Below are 22,038 nucleotides of genomic sequence, written 5' to 3'. Positions count from 1 at the left end.
CTGATCTCGTCTACGCCGCGTCGCGCGCGGTGCGCGCCGCGCACCATTCGGTCCACAGCCGCATCAATTCGCGCGACAAATTATCGGCGAAGCGCGGCGGATCGCACAGCGGCGAGGCAGCGATGCGATCGCGCAGGCCGCCGCGCAGCTCAGCGAGCTCCTCGCGGCGATGCGTCCAGCCGACGGCCATCGCGACATAATCGTCGATGCTGTGCGTGCAGAAGCCGCCCAACCCGGCAGCCGTCAGATGGGCCGCCGAGTGACGGCCGGCGAAGGTGTCGCCGACGAAGGTCACGGTCGGGACGCCCATCCACATCGCCTCGAGCGTGGTCACGCCCGCCGAATAGGGAAATGGATCCAGCGCAATGTCGACCTCGCCATAGGCCTGAAGCAGCTTCGGCTGCTCGGCTTCACCCACCAGTTCGACGCGCTCGGCCGGCACGCCGCCCTCGCCGAGCACGCGATAGATCGCCTCGCGCGTGCTTGCCTCGCCGAGACCGCCATAGACCATCAGAATGCGCGAATTCGGGACCTGCGCGAGAATGCGAGCCCAGGCCTTGCCGACTTCGCCGTTGAGCTTGGCGGGGCGGTTGAAGCAGCCGAAGGTGAAGCGGCCGCCATTCAAGCTCGGCAGCGGCGGCACCTCGGGGGCCTTCTCGGGCGGCTGATAACAGACGTAGCAATCCGGCAAGCGGATCGGCCGCTCGACATAGGTCGCATCGTGCTCCGGTGGGATCTCCACGGGGTCGGCGATCAGGCCGTCATAGGTGTCGAGCCCGACGGTGCCGACATAGCCGGCCCAGCCGAGCTGGATCGGCGCCGTGCGCGCGGCAAACAAAGAGAGCCGGCCGCCCGCGGTGTGGCCCGAGAGATCGAACAGCACATCGATGCGATCGTCGCGGATCTGCCGCCCCAGCGCCAGATCGTCCATTCCGGACACGTCGCGCCAGGAGAGCGAAATTTCCTTGTAGCGTTCGCTGAAATCGTCATCGAGCCGCTTGCTGTCGGTCTTGTAGCAGCAGATCTCATACCCAAGCGGAGCAAGCGCTTCGAACGCACGCAGCACCAGGAACGACACCGCGTGGCGATGCAGGTCGGCCGACACCAGGCCAAGCCGCGGCCTGCGTGTCGGATCCGGCAGGTTCGGAAAGGCCAGCCGATCCATCGGCGCGTCGGGACGATAGAGCGTCGCCCAGCGCCTGTGCTCGCGCAACAGCTCCTCGCGGGTGACGCCGGGCTTGTGCTGGAGCGCGAACAGCAGCGTCCCGGCGATCGCGGCGTTTGCAGGATCGAGCTCGCCGGCGCGCCGATAGGCGGCGACGGCATCCTCGACGCGCCCCTGCCCGAGCACCCCGAAGCCCCGCGCCACGTGATGTTCGGCGCGCAGCGGATCGATGGCGAGCGCACGGTCGACATAGCCGAGCCCGCGCTCGAACTGGCGGTGATTGATCAGGAAGTGGCCGTAGAGATATTGCGGCAGGGCGACGCCGGGTGCGCTGTCGGCGGCGAGCTCGAACAGCCGCGCCGCCTGCTGCTCGCGCGCGGCCGCGCCGAAATTCATGCCGAGCTCGAGGATCGCCTTGTAGTTCTGGCTGTCGAGGGTGGAGGCGGCACGGAGGTCGTCGACCGCCAGGTCGAACTTGCCGTCCATCACATAGGCCAGGCCGCGGGTGCGGTAGGCCTCCACATAGGCGGCATCGAGCGCGATCAATTTGTCGAGCGCCTCGATCGCCTCGCTGCGCCGGTTCTCGGTGAGCAATGCAATGCCGAGGCTGTGCCGGGCCAGCGGCATGTTGGGCATCAGCCGCAGGCCTTCCTGGAGATAGGGGATGCCGTCACGCGTGCGCCCGGTGCGTGCCAGGCAGGTGCCGATCTCGGCGAGCGCCGGCGCATGGGTCGGCGTCACCCTGAGTTCCGCCATGAACGCCTCGCGCGCATCGTCGAAGCGGTCGAACCGGCACAGCGCCACGCCCTTGCAGTAGTTGAAGCCGGCTTGCTCGGGCGCCAGCCGCACCGCCTCATTGAATGCGCGCAGTGCCGGGCGCCAGCGATCCTGCCGCGCATGCGCGACACCCTGCTGATGCAGGTCCTGCGCCCGCCTCAGGTTCGACGATGGAAGCTCTTCGCGTCCAATTGCGAATGGTTGCGGCGTTGGCCGCGCCAGAATTGCATGGCCGCTATGCTCCACGCGAATCGCAAGTCGCCCGCTCGAATTGTCTTCCATGTGGGAGGCCCCGCTTGGCAGAAGATCGCGCGCAGATTGTATCTATCTCAGATCGCTCGTTGAGCGAGACGTCGATAGACCTGCAGTCCATAGATCATCTCGCGTCGTATTGCCAAGTACTATTTCGGATGACCGCTGAAAATAATCTCTGCGTTTAGCCAAAGGTCGAGTTGTCTATCAGGTGTGAAGACCATCACCGGCGGCAACGACATGACGTCGATATGCGAGATATTTGTCTTCTTCTTGGAATCGAACAAGGATTCATGAAGAGTCTGGCAAAATAACTTCAACTAATCTGAAGATTACTTTGCAGTCTCGTAACGACGGGATGACAACGCACGTCCGGTGACCAACCCACACAGGATGAGTGAGATGAAACTGCAATCTTCGTCCAAATATCTGTTCGGCACCGCTTCGGTGCTCGCGCTGCTCGCCTCGGCGGGCGGTACCCTGCCGGCGCAGGCCGGCGCCTCCGCGGCCACCCGTCCGATCTACTTCGGCGGCAGCACCCTCGCCTCGGAAGCGTTCCGCCAGCTGTTCGACTGCTACTCGCACGGTAACGTCGGTGCGGGCACTGCCTACAGCGACGGCTTCCAGATCGGCGCCACCACCGGACCGGGCTGGATCACGACCGCGTGCAACACCATCACGACCACCCAGGTGAACGGCCTGTACTCCGGCGTCGGCTCCGGCAACGGCGTCCGCGGCTACATCGCCAACAATCCGCAGCAGTGGTACGGCGGCACGATCACTCCGCCCGCGTCGGGCACCACGACCACCAACTCGTTCCTGCCCGCGCTGCAGCCGTCGCTGATCGACCTCGCCAACACCGGTTCGCCCTCGACGGTGTTCGGCAGCTACCCGTATCCGCGCGTCGATGCCGGCCTCTCGGACTCGCCGCTGGCGATCGCCGCCGGAGCCACCACACTGACGACGGTCTCGCTCGGCCTCACCCCGACGCAAGGCTGGATGGTCCCGGGCTCGCCGACGACCACCTATGCCGCGCTGGCGTCGATCACGGTCGCTGCCACCACGTCGGCGGTCAGCTACAACCCGACCGCCTTCGGCCCGGTCATCCAGATCCCGGCGTTCGAGGTCAACGTCGCGATCGCCGTCAACACCGGCGGTCTCAACCAGCTCCACTCGGCCGTCACCGGCACGGGTACGCTGCCCGGCACCCAGAGCAACCAGGGCGCCGCCATTCAGCTCACCGCGGGCCAGCTCTGCGCGATCTTCTCCGGCCTGGTGACCGATTGGGATGACACCACCGCCAACAAGGTCCCCTATTTGACCAGCGGTGGCACGGCGACACTCGGCGCCTTCAGCGACGCGAACACGCTGACCTCCGGCTCCGGATCGCAGGCCTACGCATCCACGTCCAAGGCTATCGTGGTGGCGTATCGCTCGGACGGCAGCGGCACCAGCTTCATCCTGACCAACTATCTGCACAACGTCTGCCCGTTGCTCGATCCCAACGACAGCAACAAGTACAAGTCGATCTTCGGTGCCACCAATCTGCCGAGCACCAGCTTCAGCAACCTGATCAGCAACGTCAACACCTTCCGCACCAACGGCTCGACCATCACGGCGACCTGGATCGGTGGCAACGGAAGCGGCGCCGTCGCATCAGCGGTCAGCTCGAATGACTCGACCAAGGGCGGCCGGGTCGGCTACGTCAGCGCCGACTTCACCTATCCCTACACCACCACCGTTGCCGGCGTGACCGCGCCGCTGTCGGCAGCCCTGCAGAACGAACAGCTCCGCATCGCCGGCACCACGGTGCCGAACGACACCACTGGCACGCTGACGTTCATCGCCCCGACCCCGGGCGCTGCGCTCAACGCCTGGAGCGATAATAGGCTCCAGACCGCTACGTCGACCTGGACCTGGGCCGACTACAACATCTACAACAACACCTTCACCGCCACGACCACACAGGGCGGCGTGACGCTGTTCGGTCAAGCGGTGCTGCCGCTCACCAACGTGTCGGGAGCCTATCCGCTCAGCGGCACGACCTTCCTCGACCTCTATAGCTGCTACAGCACTACGGCGGGCGTCGCACCGGACGCCAACCGCGTCACCAGCATCGTCAACTTCCTGACCTGGCTGTACAGCGCCACCGACACCCGGCCCACGACTGTGATGCAGAACGCCGGCTTCAATCCGGTACCGAGCACCTATGCGAGTGCCATCAGGACCAAGTATCTCGGCTTCCTGAGCACGAAGATCACGGCGGCAGGCACCGCCAGCACCGGATGCTCGAGCGCCACCGGCGCGCTGTAAGCTGACCGACTGACGTCGAACGACAACACGGCCGGGCGCCTCCATCGGGGCGCCCGGCTTTTTTCAACAGCCACGCAAGGCGTCACCGCAAATGACGCTTCGGGCATGAAATACCTGAGCAGACCTTAGTCCCCCCGTTCAGCTCGTCTGAACGAACCAGCAAAGGCCGACTTCGGTGCGCGGTACGAATTTGCAGCGACGACTCGCGTAATCGTCGATTGCCGGCCTCGAACTATCATCCGCGACAACACGCAAAGAATGCGATCCCGCGAACGCCGTGCGTGATGCCGGCAGTTGCGAAAATAAGGCGAACACCGCTGCGCTTCGCCTCGATTCAAATTGTCTAAGAGGTGTGAGCACTGCACTGGCGTCGACGTCGACACGGCGCGGAGGGTTCTGCCCTGCGCGTCTTGCTGCACCATGTTTTACGGACTTCCGCGAAGGTCTTCTTCATCGCTTTCCACGTCATCGCAACGAGCAAGATCTTTCGGTCCCGGGACCACGAGGCAGGTCGCGCGGCGCCGCATCACATCGTCAAACAGGGAGTTAAGAACATGAAGACGACATCCTTCGGGCGCCTGCTGGGCTCGACCTCGCTGGTCGTGCTGTCGGCAGCGGCCATCCTCGGCACGCAGCAGCCGGCTGCGGCGCAGACCACGATCTCCAACGGCATCTACGGCGGCGGCAGCACGCTGTCGTCGCTGGCGCTGCGCCAGCTGTTCGACTGCTATGCCGGCACCACGGTGGCCAACGACGGCCAGACCTTCTCATCGGGCTTCACCATCGCGCCGCCGAGCCCGAACCTGCTGCCGACGAGCTGCACGCAGTTCTCCACCGCCGTCGAGGGGATGTTCGCCGCGGTCGGCGCCGGCAACGGCCAGCGCGCCTATATCGCCAACGATCCGCACCAGCTGTTCCGCGGCAGCCCGGATTCCGCACCGGCGCTGGTGCGCAAGCCGTCGGCCAAGCCGCCGTTCCGCGACACCGCCAATGCGAACTTCAAGACCTATCCGTATCCGCGGATCGATTTCGCCACCAGCGACCTGCCGCTCGCCAGCTCGATCGCGAGCCTGACCACCGTCTCGTTCAGCAATTTCCTGCCGTCGACCAACTGGCAGAACACGCTGCTGATCGCCGCGCTGAACAGCTCGGCCGCGAGCTTCAGCACCACTGCCGTCGGCGCGCCGATCCAGATCCCCGCGATGGAGGTCCCGGTCGCGATCGCGGTCAACACCGCGAACTCCGCCTCGGGCGTCACCTGGACCAACCAGTCGGCGTTGTCGCCGAACACCCAGGCCGGCGGCGCGATCCAGCTCTCGACCGCGCAGCTCTGCGCGATCTTCTCCGCGACCGTGACGGACTGGCACGACACCTCGACGCTGATCCCCTACCTGGACCAGAACGGTGTGCAGCAGTTCCAGCACTTCTATGACGACAACACCAACGGCAGCCTGACCCCGGTCGCCTATACCAGCGGCCGCCTGCCGATCAAGGTGGTCTATCGTGCGGATGATGCCGGCGCGAGCTACATCCTCACCAACTATCTCGCCAACATGTGCCCGCTGCTCGATCCGACCGGCACCTACAACTACAAGAAGATCTTCACCGGCGTCGGTGTTGGCGGCAGCACCACCGCAAACCTGCCCTCGAGCAAATTCTCCAAACTGCTCGGCAACATCAAGGCGGTGAAGGCGTCCGACAACAGCGATCCATACGATGTGGACGACGATGCCGAGCGACCCGATCCGCGCTGGATCAGCGCCTCCGGCAGCAACCACGAAGCGCTGAAGATCGGAACCGGCTCGAACTTCGCCGGCCGGATCGGCTATCTCAGCGCCGACTTCACCCAGCCCTATGCGCAGACCGTGACCGAGGAAATCGCGGGCAACACGGTTTCGGCCGCGGCTCCGCTCTCGGCCAGCATCCAGAACGAAGTACTTCGCCTGCTCGGCGTCTATCATCCCGGCCAGACCGGTCAGAACTTCGTCCCGCCGACACCAGACAATGTCGCGCAAGCCTTCAGCGGCCTCACGCCTCCGCCGCTGAGCGGTAGCTACAATGCCTGGAATATCTACGGGCAGCTTTACGCCGCAGGGACCGTGATCGGCGGCGTCGACTACAGCGGCCTGTCCGTGATCGGCATCCCGATTGTATCGCCCAACGACTATGCGCTCACGGGCGTGAGCTACGCCAACGTCTACAGCTGTTACAGCGACGGCAGCGGCGTCCGGGTGCCGACACTGAAGAACTGGCTGGCCTGGCTCTACGCTGGATCGATCAGCGCGCTGCCGCCCTACAACCCGGCGACGTCGAATGCCACTTCACCCGGGTATGATCCCGATGTCGCACAAGTCATCCGTAACAACGGCTTCCACGAGCTCGACGGCGGCTGGGCGAGCAATGTCATCGGCGCCTACCTGCGGCCGAGTGCTGCGGGCGGCCTGCCGACCGCGATCGCGGCGTACAATGCATCGGGTGCGCAGACCGACGGCTGCCAAGGTGTCATCGGCGGCGCGAAGTAAGCGCGGAAGCAAACGCACATGAGATCGTGATCCGAATTTCGGATCACGATCAAGACTTCGGCGGCCGGGCCTCGATCGAGACCCGGCCGTTTTTTTATCGGCGATGATCACCGGACCAAGTCCATCCACCGTCATTCCGGGGCGCGACGAAGTCGCGAGCCCGGAATCCATCAGGCCGCGGCATCAATGGAACGATGGATTCCGGGCTCGTCGCTTCGCGCCGCCCGGAATGACGGCAGTGCGTCACCGACGCGACGCCGCGCAAGCAACGCCCTTCACGTCGTCGCCGGCGGCACCTGCATGACGGCGCGAAGCTCGGCGCCGGCGCGCGTGGCGCGGACCAGATCGAGATAGCGGCTGCCCGCTTCGGGGACGACCGCCTTGCGATTGATCAGATGCTGGACGCAAAGCGCCGCGAGGTCGTGCGATCCGTAGCAGTGATGGGCCGACAAGGCGAGATGCTTGAGCTGCTCGGTGCCGATGTCGTCGGCCCTGGTGAAGTCGCGCACATAGACCGCGTCGGCCTCGACCAGCTGATTGATCGCCGCGAACTTGTCGGGACCGACCAACGGCCAGATCATCCGGCGGTCGATCGAGGCCAGGCTGTGGGGAACGAAGCCCTGGCTGCGCAGCTCGAGGTCGATCTCGCCGAACGGCGGTTGCTTCTTGTAGAACGGCAGGAACGAAACCTCGGTCTGGACGATGACGGCGTCGGCAAGGCGGCGACGGCCGCCCTGGAAGATCGCGAGCTCCGACCCCTGCACGTCGATCTTGAGGTAATCCATCGCGTCGATCTCGCCGATATCGTCGAGCTTGCGGGTCTCGATCCTGCTGTCGGCGACGACGCGCCCCCATTCGAGAAATCCGGGAAAGTGCTTGAGCATGTTGCGATCGGGCTCGAGCAGGCTTGTCATCCCCGGCGAGGCGCATTCGCGCAGGCGGGCCTGCTCGCCATTGCCGACGACATAGGGCAGATAAGTCTCGAGCTCACTCTTGCGGGCGTTCAGCTCGGCCAGCGCCGCGCGCTGCGGCTCGAATCCGAACAAGCGGCAGAGCCGCCTCTCCAGCATCGGCTTGTAAGGCAGGTCGGCGCCGATCGGGTTGGCACCGATATCCACGATGGTGGTGAGACGCTCGGGCGCCAGCAGCGCCCACAGCGGATCGCTCTCTGCAGTCGGAACAGATGGCGCAGTCGCCATCGACTTGGACGACGTCATGAGACCTCCATCCCCGTCATTGCGAGGAGCGGTAGCGACGAAGCAATCCATATCTCGTCACCTGGTGGCATGGATTGCTTCGCTGAGCCTGTCATCGGGCGGCGCTTTGCGCCGACCCGTTGGATCGCAATGACGGACGGCATTTTCCGACCGTTTACTGCTTCTTCTTGCGGCGATCGTCGTCGCTGTTGTCCGGCGCCGCGTCATCACCCCCGCTGCCGCCATAGCCCAGCACCTCGACGATGATGATGGACGGCTGATCGTTGGTCTTGCTCTGGGTCGGCTGGCCGGCTTGCTGGGTCGCGGCGGTCGCGTTGTTGTTGACCGCCGTCAGCGCGGTGCTGGGTGGCTGCGTGAAGGCAAGGCCTGCCACGTTGCCGGTCGCCTGGACGTTGAACGCGTTGAGAACGACCAGCGCCACGAACACGACGTCATTGCCGCGAACACCCGCCGAGCCGAGGTCGATGGTGCCGCGCGGCGCGATCAGCGTGACGTTGCTCCTGGTCGGATCCTGCCCCGGCAGCGTCAGCAGCGCCGCGATGCCGGCACCGGTGACCAAACCTTGCGGGTTGGTATAGCAGTAGCCGCCGACCGTGCAGATTTCGCTGACCGAGGGGCTGGAGACGTAGGTCTTCGGCCCGGAGCCTGCATTGATGTCGCCGTTCGCAACGAACAGGCCGATATTGCCGCCCTGCTCGGTCATGATGCGGCTCTGGTTGATCAGAATCGAGTCGTCGGCGAAGGCACGGATATCGCCCCCGGCAACCGTCAGGATGCCCTCCTGGTTCGGCGCCAGCCTGTCGAGCGAGGTGTGCCCGACATTGATGCCGCCGCCGGGCCCGATGACGTTGATGTCGCCGCCCATCTGGGTCTCGAGCACGGAGCCGGCAATGTTGAGCTTGCCGGTCGCGACCTTCGGCGCGGCATTGCCGTCGACACTCAGGCTGTTGTCAGTGTAGCCGAGGCCCGCCGGGAACAGGGTGGAGATCGCGGTATAGGCGCGCGCATACTGCCCGAAATAGGGGCTCGCCGAATTCTTGTAGTCCTTGCCCACCTGGATGACGAAGTCGAGGAAGGCACGGTTGACCAAAAGCTGCTGCCGCGCCTGCGAAAGGCCCTGGAAGGTCGCCCAGGCCTGGTCTCGCGATTGTCCGAGGATCGCAGCGATGTCGCTGAGGAAGTCGATGCCCCCGGTGCCGGCCACCGCCGGATTGACGTATTGCGCAATCGCCGCCGCATAGTCGATGCCCGGCTTGACACCGAACTGTAGATCGACCTCGGCACCTTGCGCCGGCAGATAGGGCTTGGTGAAGAGGCCCACGAACGAGTTGCCCAACGCGCTGCCATTGCCGAGCGTGGCCACGCCCCCAGTTGCGCTCTGGTTCGCTGTTAGCGCAGCAGGCGACTGCGCAAACGGCCCAAGGTCGTGTCCCGCCTGCAACACGAAAGTGCCGGGGCCATAGAGCACGTAGGAGCCGTTTACGAGATCGTTGCCGGCGACAATGCTGGTGATGTCGGAGACGCTGTTGTTCTGGCCGACGAATGTCGCGCCACCACCCCCGGCTGCTACGCCATTGATGTTGTTGCCGGCCTCGATCCGCGCCGGCTTGATCACCGTGAGATCGACGAGACGGAGATCCTTGCCGGCGGCAATGATGACCGGGTCGGGATCGTTCGCGTGCAGTGCCAGGGTCAGGTTGGGAGCCGGCATCCCGAGCGGACTGATGTAGAGGTTCAGGGCGCTCGCATTGCCGATATATTGTGCGGATAGATCGGGCATGGCGAAGCCAGACCCAAGATTGAGGGAGCCGGAGGCGATCAGGTTGAGGGTTCCGGTATCGTCTCCGGTCTGGGTGGGATACGACATCAAGTTGGCGTTTCCGACACCCCCGCTGCCGTTCGAGGCGGTGTTGACGGTCATGTTGCCGCCCAGCGCCGACAGATCGAGCGTGGCAGGAAGCAACTGCCCGATACTCGTGTATTGAATAGTTTCGGTCGGGTTCCTGACCGCAAATAGACCGCCGATCGACGACGACGAAGAAACAGTCAGGGCGTTCACATCGCCGGTGAGGCTGGTCAGCGAAACGCCGCTATCCGGACCATAGCTGGTGAAGAAGTTGCTCCAGATCCCGCTGCTCCCGCCGGGCAGAGAGCCGACCGGCGTCTGCGCGGAGGCATTCAGCGGCAATGAGGCAGGGTCGTATATGTTACCGAGCGTCACCGAGCCGTTGGCAGTCAGCGTAATGAAACCATCCTGCACCGCGAGCAGCAGCGGCAGCGCATAGGAGCCGGTGACTTGTCTCACGTTGGGGTCAACCGAAATGCCCTTGGTCGGCTTGCCCTGGTTGAGCGGATTGCTGGTGGTGGCCTCGACCGCTCCGCCGACCCGGATCAGGCCGGCGCCGCGGCCGACCAGGAAATCGCTGCTCTGGAGATTTCCGCCAGCCGTGACGCTGAGATTGCCTCCGCCATAATAGGTCGCCTTCGCCGGATCGGCTGCGGTAAAGCCGCCGCCGACCACCAGCGTCTCCGGCAGCGAGGCGCCGATATCGACGACATCGGCCCCGGCCGATAGCGTGATGTTGCCGCCGCCCAGCGCGCCGAAGCCCTGGAAGAAGGTGGCGTAGTTGATCCAGGCCGCGGTCTGGCACGCGACCGAGCCTGCGGCCACGCAAGCCGCAAACGGCGTCGCACTGCCGTTCGACTTGCCATAGTGGATGTACCACGCGCTCCACAACTGCCCGGTCGGAGCGCCGGCGATACCGGTCTGGCTGCCGTCGGTGTCAGTTGGCATCTCGATGCCGATGATCGACCCGCCGGCCGTCACCGTCACCGCGCCACCGCCGGTGGCCCAGGTCGGAGTGCCGAGCAGGCCATTCGGATTGCTGGCATACGACGTCGGCAGCGTCGGCCCGTTGAAGTCCGAGGGCGTGGCCGCGGGCGCACCCGCGGTATAGACCGCACCTGGCGCGATCTGATCGAGCAGTTCGACATTGCCGGCGGCTGCGATGGTGATCGAGCCGGTGCCGGTGCGCACCAGAGTGGGGATGTTGATGGCCAGGCTCTTGGCTAAGGAGTCCTGATACGACGTGTGCCCGTCGATCGTGACGTTGCCGGTGACCGTCGACGAAAGCGACGACACCTGGATTACCGCGTTTGGATCGACCGACGGCGTGTTGTCCGCGCGGAACGACGCGCCGGCGACGAAGTCGTAGGAGAACGAACCCTTGCTTCCTCCGAGACCAACCTGCATCAGCGGCGTCGCCGCGGTGGTGTTGAAGGCCGGCGTGCCCTGATACAGCGCCGGATTGTTGGCGACCTGGTTGGCGGGCGGCGCCGTCGATGGCGACGGCGGCGGTGGCGGCGCGTATGTGCTCGTGAAAAGCGTCGTATAGGCCGGCGGCGCGGACGGCGGCGCAACCGCGAAGCAGCCAAGGCACAGCGGAATATCGACCCCGGCCGCGTTGGCAAGCGTCGGCGTCCCGCCCACCGCCGCGGCCAAATTTGGGGGCGGGCTTGGTAGGAAATTGGATGCAAGGGGATAGTAATTCTGGATATTCACATCGAGGACGCCGAAGAAGTAATTCTCCCATTGCGACACGTAGTCCGTGCCGCTCCCAGGTCGGGCTCCGGATTTGATGTCGTAGTAGAGGTATGGGCTCATTGCACTTGGCGGCACCACGGGCATAGGCGGAAGGAGTCCTGGACCACCTTGCGAAGCCACGACAGTCAGCACATCGTTGTAAGCGTAGTAGCCACCAAACGCTCCGCTGATTCCCAGAGCCGACCAGATGGCGGAACCAGCATTCGTGTTGCCCTGCACGATCTCGATCATATAGGCGTGATACATGTTCACGTATTGAGCGTAGAACTGGTTGTATTGATCGATCACCTGTGGGTCGTTGCTGGTGATCGTGATGGGCGCCTGCAGATGGAAATTCTGCATTGGCACCGGCGTATCGAACACGACGTCGGCGTTGTAGACGCCCGGAATCGTGAAGAACGCCGCATTCACCAGCGGGGACGGGTCGACGCCAAGAAGAACCAATGCATCGACCGACGCACTATAGTGTATCTCTGTCGCGTCAACCGGAAACATTGCGATATAGTTCGCGTATGCATCCGTTCCTTGTTCATTGAGATACGCTTGCGCCGCGCTGAGACCAGGCGCCTGTTGATTGTTCGGCAGATAGAAGCCATCGCTGATCGTGGCGTTGATCTGCACGTTGTTGAGCGCGCGCAACAGCAGCGTGCCGGGCTCGCCGCCGTCCGTGGTGCGGTAGTAGAGCGTGGTGGTGCCGCCGACCGTGGCGCCGGAACCGAAATTCCAGTTGCTGGCGACCGTGATATTGCCGTTGTTGATGGTCGTGCTCGGATTGACGAGGTCGATCTCGGGCCGCAGATGCAGCATCGACGACGGCAGCGCCGCCGCGGCGCCGCCGCCGACCTGCAGCCTGGCGCCGGCGAAGTTCGCCGTCACCGCCGCCGTGTCGAACGGCGTGTTGACGAAGCTTTGCAATACGCTTTGGTAGAAATCGACGTGCGGCATGTAGGCCCCGGCCGCGGGCGCGTCGGGCGTCGAGACCGGATAGAGGCCGTTGCCGTCGGCGAAGATGATCTGGCTCGGCTTGCCATTGGTGAGCGTGGCATCGAAGAAGCCGGCCGGATCGATCACGCCGTCGAAATGCTGGTTGAGCTGCTTCTGCTGGTCCGGCGTCAGCGCGTTGTAGGCCGCAACCGTGGCGACCGCGCCGCAGCCGCCGGCGACCAGCGTGCAGCCGTCAGTGGTGCTCCACACCGCATAGGCATTCAACACGACGCCGCCACCGCTGGCGTTGCCGGATGCATCGGCGTTGGTGATGACGGTGCCGCTGAAGCTGGCATTGACATTGCCGCCGGTCAGGATCGGCGCGCGGATGATCACCGAGCCGCCGGTGTTGTCGATGTTGCTTCCGCCGGGGCCGCCGCTGACGTTGAACCTGGCACCGTCGGCAACGTTGATCGTGCCCGATGTCGTGACGTTCTGGTAGCCGTAGGTGGCGTTGAGCGTGCCGTCGGGCGTGCCGGTGGTGCCGAGGGTGATGGTGCCGCCCTTCTGCACCAGCCCCGACGTGCCGCCGCCATAGGCCGGGTCGTTCGCGGCGTAGGGCTGCCAGGACACATCGAGCACGGCGCCGCCGTTGACCGTGACGCCGGTCCCGCCATACAGCGCGATCTGGCCGCGGCCGCCGCTCGCATCGATGGTGCCGTTGACAGTGACGTTGCCGGTGTCGGCGACCAGCAGAACCTGATTGGAGACCAGCGTGCCGTCGATGGTGATGTCGCCGGTTGCGCGGCGGACCGTGAAGCTGCCGGCGAAGGCGTCGAGCGGCAAGGTGCTCGACGGATCGATGCTGCCCGCCTGCAACGTGAAATCGCCGCCGACGCTCTTGAAGGCGGCGCGGCCGTCGAGCGTGCCGTTGAGCACCGCCGTGTTGGAAGCCAGGATCGACAGCGACCCGGCAAAGCCGTTGCCGGCCGCCGCCACGCTCACGCTGGCGCCGGGGTCGATCACGACATTGCCTGATGTCGACATCAACCGCACATTGCCGCCCGGCGTGTCCTGGATGAGATCGAGGATCTGGATGCGCGAGCCGGAGGCGTCGATGACGGCCCCTGCCCCGAGCACCACGTCGCCGGCAAATGCCGCCAGATTGACGGTGCCGGACAGCGCACGGATGGTGGCGGTGTCGGTGATCGAGGCGGCGGTGACGGCGAGCGAGCCGCCGATATTGCTCGGATCGCTTGCGGGTGCGGTCCCCGCGCCGGTGACCAGGCTGACCTGGCCCCGGGTGGTGAGCGACTGCCCGGCACCGCCGTTGACCACGACGATCGGCGCGGACAGCGTCATGTTGGCGCCGCCGCCGCCACCGCCGGAGAAGGTCACCGTCGGCAGGCTGGAATAACCCGAGCCGGCATTGGTGAGCGTGAGCCCGGTGACGACGCCGCCCGATGCGGTCGCCACGGCGCTGCTGCTCGTGCCGCCGCCGCCACTGATGGTCACGGTCGGCGCGCCCTGATAGCCGTCGCCGGGATTGGTGAGCGTGATGCCGGTCACCGCCGCGAGGCCCTGCGCGATCGCGCCGGTCCCGCCGCCGCCGGTGAACGAGAATGTCGGAATGCCGGCGTAGCCCGAGCCGGCGTTGGTCACCGATACGCTGACGACGCCGAGCGACGCCGTGAGCGTGGCGCCGGTGCCCGTGGCACTCGCGACATCGACCTCCGTGATCGCGCCGGTGAAGCCGGAGCCAGCCGAGGTGACCTTGACGCCGGTGATGGCGCCGCTTGCGTCAACGATCGCGGTGCCGGTGAAGCCGGTGCCGTCAGGCCCGATGACGGTGACCTGGTCGCCATTGCTGTAGCCCGTACCTCCTGCGCTCACCGCGATGCTGGCGACGCCGAGCGAGGCCGTCGCCTGCGCGCCGGATCCGCCGGTGCCGCCGATCGTCACCGTGGGGACGCTGGTGTAGCCGCTGCCGCCGTTCACAAGCGTGACCCCGCTGACATCGAACGTCAGTGAGGCCGCGCCAACCGGCCCGGAATCCAGGCTGCCATTGCCGCTGAAGGCGATCGCCTGGCCGGCGTTGAAATTGACCTGGCTGAAACCGCCAAGGCTCTTGGCGCCGACGTCTTCGGTGATGGTCGAGGACGCATTCAAGGTCAGCGTGCCGCCGGCCCCGCTGATGCCGGTGCCGGTCACGCCGCGGCTGTTGGCAAGATCGATGTTGGTGGCATTGACCGTGGTGCTGCCGCCCTGCCCGTACAGCCCGGCGCTGTCGAAGGTCAGCTTGCCGATCGGATGCGCGGCATCGCCGATCTCCAATCCATTGGCGTCATAGAGATTGATCACCGATCCGCTGCGCAGCCGGACCGAGACCGCGTCGTTGAAGTTCGCCAGCACGGTCGCGCTCAGCACCACGCCGGTCGAGCCGCCGCCGATATTGATGACCGAGCCGGCGATGTCGTAATTCCCGGCGTTCAGGACGGCGCTCGAAGCCAGCGTGCCGCCGCCGCTGCTATCGAGGGTCAAAGCGTTGCCGCCGTCGATGATCGCGCCGGCGCCGACCGAGAACTTGCCGAGCGCGGTCGAGCCGCTCGGCAGCGTGCCGGGCCCGCTGTATTGCCCGGGGACGAAGTTCCGCGTCACGTCGACGATGGTGCCGTTGGAGACGCGCAGCAGCGCGCCGTCGCCGCTCACGCCTGCGGTGTATCCGGTCACAGATCCATCCGACCCCACGATGGCGACAGGATCGATGCCGAAGGCGATGTCGCGATCGGTGCCCTTCGGCACCGAGCCGGCCGCACGGATCACGCTGCCGGCATCGACCACGACGCCGCGGCCGTTGCCGCCGAGCGAGACCAGCAGCAGCTCCGGCCCCGTGAGCGGATGCGACGCGTCGGTCATGACTTCGAGATCGAGCGCCGTTGCGGCGATCTGCTGGACGCCGTTCACCACGCTGGCAGTGCCGCCGATCAACACCGAGGCGGCCCCGAGATTGGAGATCTGATCGGGATCGAGCACGAGGTAGCCCGCCGGCGCGGACTGCGCGGAATCCAGATGCGCGATCAGGATCTCGCTGCCGCCGATCTGAACCTGGCCGCCGGCGCCGACGAGGCCCGGTGCGAGCGTGCTGGTGCCTGGTGCGAACAGATTGGTGCCGCCGAGCTTCAGCGAGTTGATGGCACCGAGCACCAGCACACCGCCGTCGATCGGCAGCGGAGGCGGCGCCTGGTTCGCGGCCAACGCCTGATTGCTGAAGAAGGTGGTGCCCGAGGTGATGTTGATCTCGGAATATTTCGACCACACCGACTGCGACTGCAGCTGGAACACCGCGGTCTGCGACGACCGCGTACCGGACAGCGCATTGCCGAGCGCGCCGAGCACATATTGCGAGCCGTCGGGGCTGGTCACGCTCTTGGTCGTGCCGGGATTGACGTTGCTTGCCACCTGAACGACGCGGTAGGCGCCGGGCAGCGTCGCGTACATGCCGGGCAACAGCGTATAGGTGCCCGCCGGAACGCCGGCACCCGCACCGATCGTGACGGTCTGGCCCGGTGCGATCGCACTGGGGAACGCACCGTTGGCCGATGCGCTTACGCCGGAAAGATTGGGAGCATAGGCGAAGTTGGGATCGTAGGCCGCCACTGGCGCCTGATAACTCGGGACCAGCGCATAGACCTGCCGCCCGTCGGCATAGGTCGGCGTGATATTGCCCGTCGCCGGATCGCGCTGGTAGGTCGTGAGCACGTTGCGGGTGCCGCCGGTGCCGGCGACGAATTCGGTGGCATAGATGTCGCCGCCGCCGCTGAGATCGAGCGTCGCTCCCGCGCTGGTGGTGACGCTGGTGCCGAACAGGCTGATCGACTTGGCGGGCGGCGCCGTGAGCACCGGCGGTATGATGCTGGCTGGATCGATCGCCGCGCCGTTCGGAGCGCCCTGATACCAGGTGGTGCCGTCGACCGTGTAGCCATCGGGAATCACGAGGCCCGCCGCCGACACCGAGGTCAGGCTGCCAGCGTCCAGCGTCACGCTCTGGGTCGGGGTGAACGGCCCCGAAGTCAGGAAGCGACTGATCTCGAGCAAGGCAGTCGTGATCCCGGTCGGGACATCGCTGCTGGTGCGAACCCCGAGGATGATACTGCCGAGCGGGGCCCAAAGCGTGCCGCCCTGCTCGATGGTCCGCGCGCTGACCACGATACCGCCGCCGGCCGAGAGCGGCGCGGTCGGCGCACCGTTCTGCGCGACGGTGATGGTGCTGGCGGCGGGAAGCGTGCCGGTCGACATCAAGAGAAAATCGGTGTTGCTGACCGGATAGACCTCGGCTGCCCGCAGCGTCAGGTTGCCTGGCACCAACAACGCTCCGGCGAAGGCCGGGAGCCCACTGCCCCCGGTGCTTGTAACCAAGCCATAATCATCCGGCAGCAGCCGGATGGCGGAGGCGCTGCTGAAGTTGGCATTGGCCACGTTATGGAGCGTAATCCCGCGCTGCAAATCGATCCATTGCGCCGAAATGTTCAATGTGCCGTCTGCGAGGGTCGGAAGCTTGGGCGTAAAGCGTGGGTCGGATCCCACAAGGCGAACGTAACCGGCGCTCAGACTCACGGTGGCGGCGCCGGTGCCGGGGATGCAATTCGCGCCGCAGCTGGGCGCAAACGTCGCCGTGTCGTTGAAGTCGATGCCCGGCGGCAACAGCCCGGTGCTCGCAGGCAGCAGCACGAAATTCCCCGCATCCGCGCGCAGGGTCAGGGCCCCGGGGATCGCCACATTCACCGAACCGGCAAACGCAACGGCGAGGTTGGCGTTCAGGGTGATGGAATCAAAACCGCTGTTGCTGAGCGCATCGGCGCCGATGAACGCTCCGCTTGCGGGCGTTGCACCGGCGGCAGGCAGATTTGCCGCGACGTGGCCATCCGGCTCGATCACGATGGCGTCGGGCAGGTTGTTGAATGAATTTGCCGGCAGGCCGGCGACCGCGCTCGGAGTGGCGACATCGCCGATGACCAGGCTGCCGCCGCTCGCGAGCGGCGCACCGCCGGCAGCATTGACGCTGCCGGCGAAATAGATGCTGGTGCCCACGAGCTGCAGGCTGCCACCATTGCTCCACGCTGCCTGCCCGACTAGGCTCGGCCCGAATCCGGCCTGCTGCACCTGGATCAGGTTGCTGTCCGCCGTCACGGCGGCGCCCTGCAGGTCGAACTGCGCGCCCGGCTGCACCACGACCGTGCTGCCGCCGAGCGTGATGGTGCCGCCGTCGAGCACCGTGCCGGTGGAATAGGCGACCACCGCCGGATTGGGCAGGAATACGCCGCCGACATCGAGCACGGCGCCAGAGCCGATCGAGACATTGCCGAACACGTTGATGGCGCCGGCCGGCGCAACGACACTGCCGAGTACGCTCACCTCGCCCAGCACGGGCGTGACGGTGATGATCACATTGCCGGCCTGATCCGTGCTGCTGGTCACGCCGATGGCATTGCCGCCAACCAGCGTGATGGTGGCCCGCGGATCGGCCTGGATCGCGGCGCCACGGTCGACCAGGACGCTGGTCCCGTCCAGGGTCAAGCTGACCGGCTTGCGCAAACCGTCGGGCAGAAGGCCTGCGGACGCGAAGTCGCGCACCAATGCACCGGTCGGGATCTGATTGACAGCAACATTGGGCAGCATGGCGGTCGGCTGTTGCAGCACCAGCTGCGTGCCCGCGGTGACCGTGGTGCCGCCATAGACGTCGCTCAGCGTGTATTGCGAGAAGCCGCCGCTAGTGAAGAATGATGTCGGCAAGACTAGCTGGCCGGACTTCGTATCCGACACGGCGAGACTTGTGGCTGGCTGGCCGCTCTGCGTGGCGATCGCGCCCGCCTTGGCCGTCGGGAGATAGGACGTGACATCCGTCGCCGCACCATCGACGATGATCGTCGACGCCTGCAGCGTCAGCGTGCCGCCGCCGTCGAAGCCCCCGGCATAGATGGTGCCGTCCAGCAGCACGTTGGCCTGATCGGGATGGTTGGTCCCCGTCGGAACGACGTTGTACGGGGTTATTCCGCTGCCGGTCCCCGATCCAAACCCAGCCCAACGATTGCCCTGCCCTTTGGGCATGTATGTCTGAAGCGCCAGGCTGCCGCCCTTGCCGACCGGCAAACCGTCGGAGCCGGTCTTGAGCTTCCCGGTCGTGTCGACATAGCCGCCACCGGACACGTCGATCGTGCTGCCGGACGACAGCACGATGCTCTGGGTCACATCGACGAAGCTGCCGTCACTGGACTGTGTGCTGGCGGCGAGCGTCGAGATGCTCACGGTGCCGCCGTTGACGAAGGCCTGGCCCTCGAGCTGATCCGGCTGCTTGCCCGTGTCGTTGACCCAGCGGCCGCGCACGTCGAGCACGGCGGTCGGCCCGATCACCACGGCGGGCGTCGACGGCAGCTGCGGCGTGCCGGCGGCGTAAGTGAAACCGGTCAGGCTGATCTTGCCGGCCGGCGCACTGAGCGTGCCGTCGATGGTGCCGACACCATCCAGTGTGATGCTGCCGCCGGCGCGCACCGACAGGACGGCATTGCTCGCCATGTCGAGCTGGAGTGCCCCCTTGATCGAGACGGCGCCGAGCGACGGGTTCGACAGCACGTCGGTAAAGATCGGGAACACGCCATTGGCGAGCGTCGGCGTCCAGGTGGAGGCATTCGCCAGGCTCAGGCTGCCGAGGCCGTACGGATCGGACCCGGCGTCCGCCTGCGGCAACAGCACCACGTGATTCTGATTGGCTTGATTGGCCGAAGGATTGGTGAAGTTGATGCTCAGCGAGGCACCGGTCGGCATCTGGTCGGACGCCGCGAGATTCGACGATCCAGCCATCGTGCGCTGCCGGTCGCCGGCCACCGCATCGCCGATGATGTCATTGACGATCGGGTTGATGGCGGACACGGTGACGGAGCCGGCATTGGCGCCCGCGACGTAACCCGCCTGGTAATGTGCGGTACTCCGGCCGAACGGACTGATATAGACTTCAGTCAGGCTCGTATCGACCTTGCCGTTGATCTTGTGCAGGACGGTAAAGCCGCCGCCGACGCCGAGATAGGCAATGTTCGGGTTGGCACTGCCGATATCATAGGAGCGTCCGTCGGCGCCGACCACGCGTGAGGTGGTGATCACGCCGCCGGTGTACTGCACATAGCCGCCGGAAACGTTGATGACCGCGCCGGGCTTTTGCACGACGTTGATTCCCGATGTCGTGAAATTGCCGCCGACGGTCAGAATCTGGTCGATGCTCTCGGGGATCAGCCCGGTATAGCCGCTGACATTGAGAATCGGCGAGCCGACGCGCGCATCGATCGTGACGGTCTTGCCGATCAGACCCTTGGACAGCGGATTGTCGGCGACCTCGGCTGACGTCACGAGGATGCTGATCTCGTTGATCGACATCGGCAAGGTCACGCCGGCGATACCGGAGAGGTCGATCGCGCTGCCGTTCTCGAGCATAACCGTCCCGGTGCTGCCGGCGTTGATCGTGAGCGCGGCGCTCGGCGCCTTGATCAGCGCACCGTCGCCGCCGGCGCCGCTGCCCTGCAGGTCGACATTGCCCGTCGCCTGGATATTGATCGTCGGTTGCAGCACCGCCTGGAAATATGCGGCCGCGGTGCTGGCGCCGTTGACCGTGACCGTGGAGTTGGCCGTCGCGGTCGGCAGCGTGCTGCTGGTTTCGTCCGGCAGGATCGCCGTGAGGCTCGCCGCCCCCAACACGATGTTGCCGTTGGCGCCAGGCGCGCAGCCGCCGACCGGGCAGACCGTACTCAGGGTGATCGAACCGGTGCGGGTGGTGCTGGTGGTGGCGAAGATACCGCCGAGCTGGTTGATCGCGCCGCCGGAGAGCGTCACCGCGCCGTCGTTGGCTGTGAGCAGGCCGCCGACCTCGTTGTTCACGAGGCCCCCGCCGGCGCCGACCACCTGGATCGCGGTCTTGGTTCCGACAGCGGTCGATAGCGGCGTGACCAGCGTGAGCGAGTTGTTCGAGGCGAGGATGATCTGGCCGTTCTGCGTGGTGATGCTGCCGGCATTGCTGACGCCGCCGTCGGCGAGCAACGCCACGAAGCCGCCGTCGCCGGTGGCGTTGAGCTTGCCCGTGGTGTCGATCACGGCGCCCGGCTCAACGATGATCTTGCCGTTGGCGCCCTGATTGAAGATCGCCGCACCTGTGCCCGTGACACCGGCGCTGGCCGGGACGTCGCCGAGCAGCGAGAACAATCCGTTCTGCAGGAAGCCCTGATAGTTGTTGGCGCTCAGCTTCGACGGCAGATCCAATGTCGAAGCAATCAGCGTATGGACGTTGATCTGGCTGTTGCCACCGAACACGATGCCGTTCTGGTTGATGACATACACCGCGCCGTCGGCCCTGATCGCGCCCAGGAGCTGGCTCGGCGCGACATTCGGCGCGACCTTGTTGAGTGCGGCCCAGCTCGAATTGCCCTGCTGGTTGAAATTGACCGTGGTATCCCTGCCGACGTTGAACGACTGCCAGTTCAGCACCGCCTGGGACTGGGTCTGATCGATGTTGACCGTGGTCTGGCCGCCGCTCGAGGTTTGTGTCGGCGTGTTGGCACCGACCCAGGTGGTGACGGGATTGGCGACACCGGGCGCCTTCAGTCCGCTATCGGGCACCAGGCCGCCGACGTTGAGTCCGTTCGCGACCGTGCTCGGCGCGCTCGCCGCAATCCCGCGCGCCGCGCTCTGCGCCGCCCGCAAGGCCTGGATCGCCTGCGTCGCGCGCATCATCGACGCCTGCGTGTTTTGCGCCGCCTGTTGCGCCTGCTGCGCGGCCTGTTGCGCCGCGCTCATCGCCGCTTGCGCCGCCGCGGTGCCGCCGTTGCCCCAGTTGCCAAACGGGCGCGCGACCGCCTGTGAACTCATTGCGATCGCGATCGAACTGACGCCTGCCAGCAGCAGGCCACGGCGCGAGGTCGAACGAGAGCGGGGAAGCGAATGCATGCGGGCCTTCCAAAGGAGCGGTGATGCGAAACGACGTCACGCAACAACGCACCGGCCAGCCTGGAACCAGCCTGGCGCGGTGCCGACAAGGTCAATGTGAAGGCGCACAGCACCGCCCAGCGCGACCGCTTGCTCAAAGCGGGCACACCCCGACAGCTCAGGACACCTCCCCTATCTCCCTAGACAGTTCGGCAAGGCCTAACGCGCAGCGACCGCGCATAAAAATTTCAAATTTTCCGAGAGTTCGCGGTTTGCCAAAACGCGCGCCGAGGTCGAAACAAC

General features: G+C 65.7%; 5 protein-coding genes. 2 read left to right on the top strand and 3 right to left on the bottom strand.

All coding sequences use genetic code 11. The features are described 5' to 3' along the window. Positions 1 to 10 precede the first annotated feature (10 nt). Positions 11 to 2,224 carry a tetratricopeptide repeat protein gene (locus IC762_RS16535; protein WP_195789823.1) on the bottom strand — a complete coding sequence of 738 codons (2,214 nt, stop codon included), beginning with the start codon at positions 2,222 to 2,224 and terminating at the stop codon, positions 11 to 13. A gap of 372 nt (positions 2,225 to 2,596) precedes the next feature. Between IC762_RS16535 and IC762_RS16530 the strand changes: the two genes are divergently transcribed. Further along, the gene (locus IC762_RS16530) at positions 2,597 to 4,507 is read left to right on the top strand and encodes a substrate-binding domain-containing protein (RefSeq protein WP_195789822.1); all 1,911 of its coding nucleotides are present in this window, start codon (positions 2,597 to 2,599) and stop codon (positions 4,505 to 4,507) included. Positions 4,508 to 5,061: 554 nt separating this feature from the next. Beyond that, the gene (locus IC762_RS16525; protein ID WP_195789821.1) at positions 5,062 to 7,029 is read left to right on the top strand and encodes a substrate-binding domain-containing protein; all 1,968 of its coding nucleotides are present in this window, start codon (positions 5,062 to 5,064) and stop codon (positions 7,027 to 7,029) included. Between the two features lie 275 nt (positions 7,030 to 7,304). Here IC762_RS16525 and IC762_RS16520 read toward each other — a convergent pair whose 3' ends face one another. Further along, positions 7,305 to 8,246: an FkbM family methyltransferase gene (locus IC762_RS16520; protein ID WP_210338452.1), complete on the bottom strand. Its 942-nt coding sequence runs from the start codon at positions 8,244 to 8,246 to the stop codon at positions 7,305 to 7,307. A 154-nt stretch (positions 8,247 to 8,400) separates the two neighbouring features. Further along, positions 8,401 to 21,756 (bottom strand): filamentous haemagglutinin family protein, encoded by a 13,356-nt coding sequence (locus IC762_RS16515; RefSeq protein WP_195789820.1) that lies wholly within the window; start codon positions 21,754 to 21,756, stop codon positions 8,401 to 8,403. Positions 21,757 to 22,038: the final 282 nt, after the last annotated feature.

It is taken from the genome of Bradyrhizobium genosp. L, from assembly GCF_015624485.1.
Classification (GTDB): Bacteria; Pseudomonadota; Alphaproteobacteria; order Rhizobiales; family Xanthobacteraceae; genus Bradyrhizobium.
Note: the sequence above shows the minus strand (reverse complement) of the source record. Positions and strands in the feature narration are given on the sequence as shown.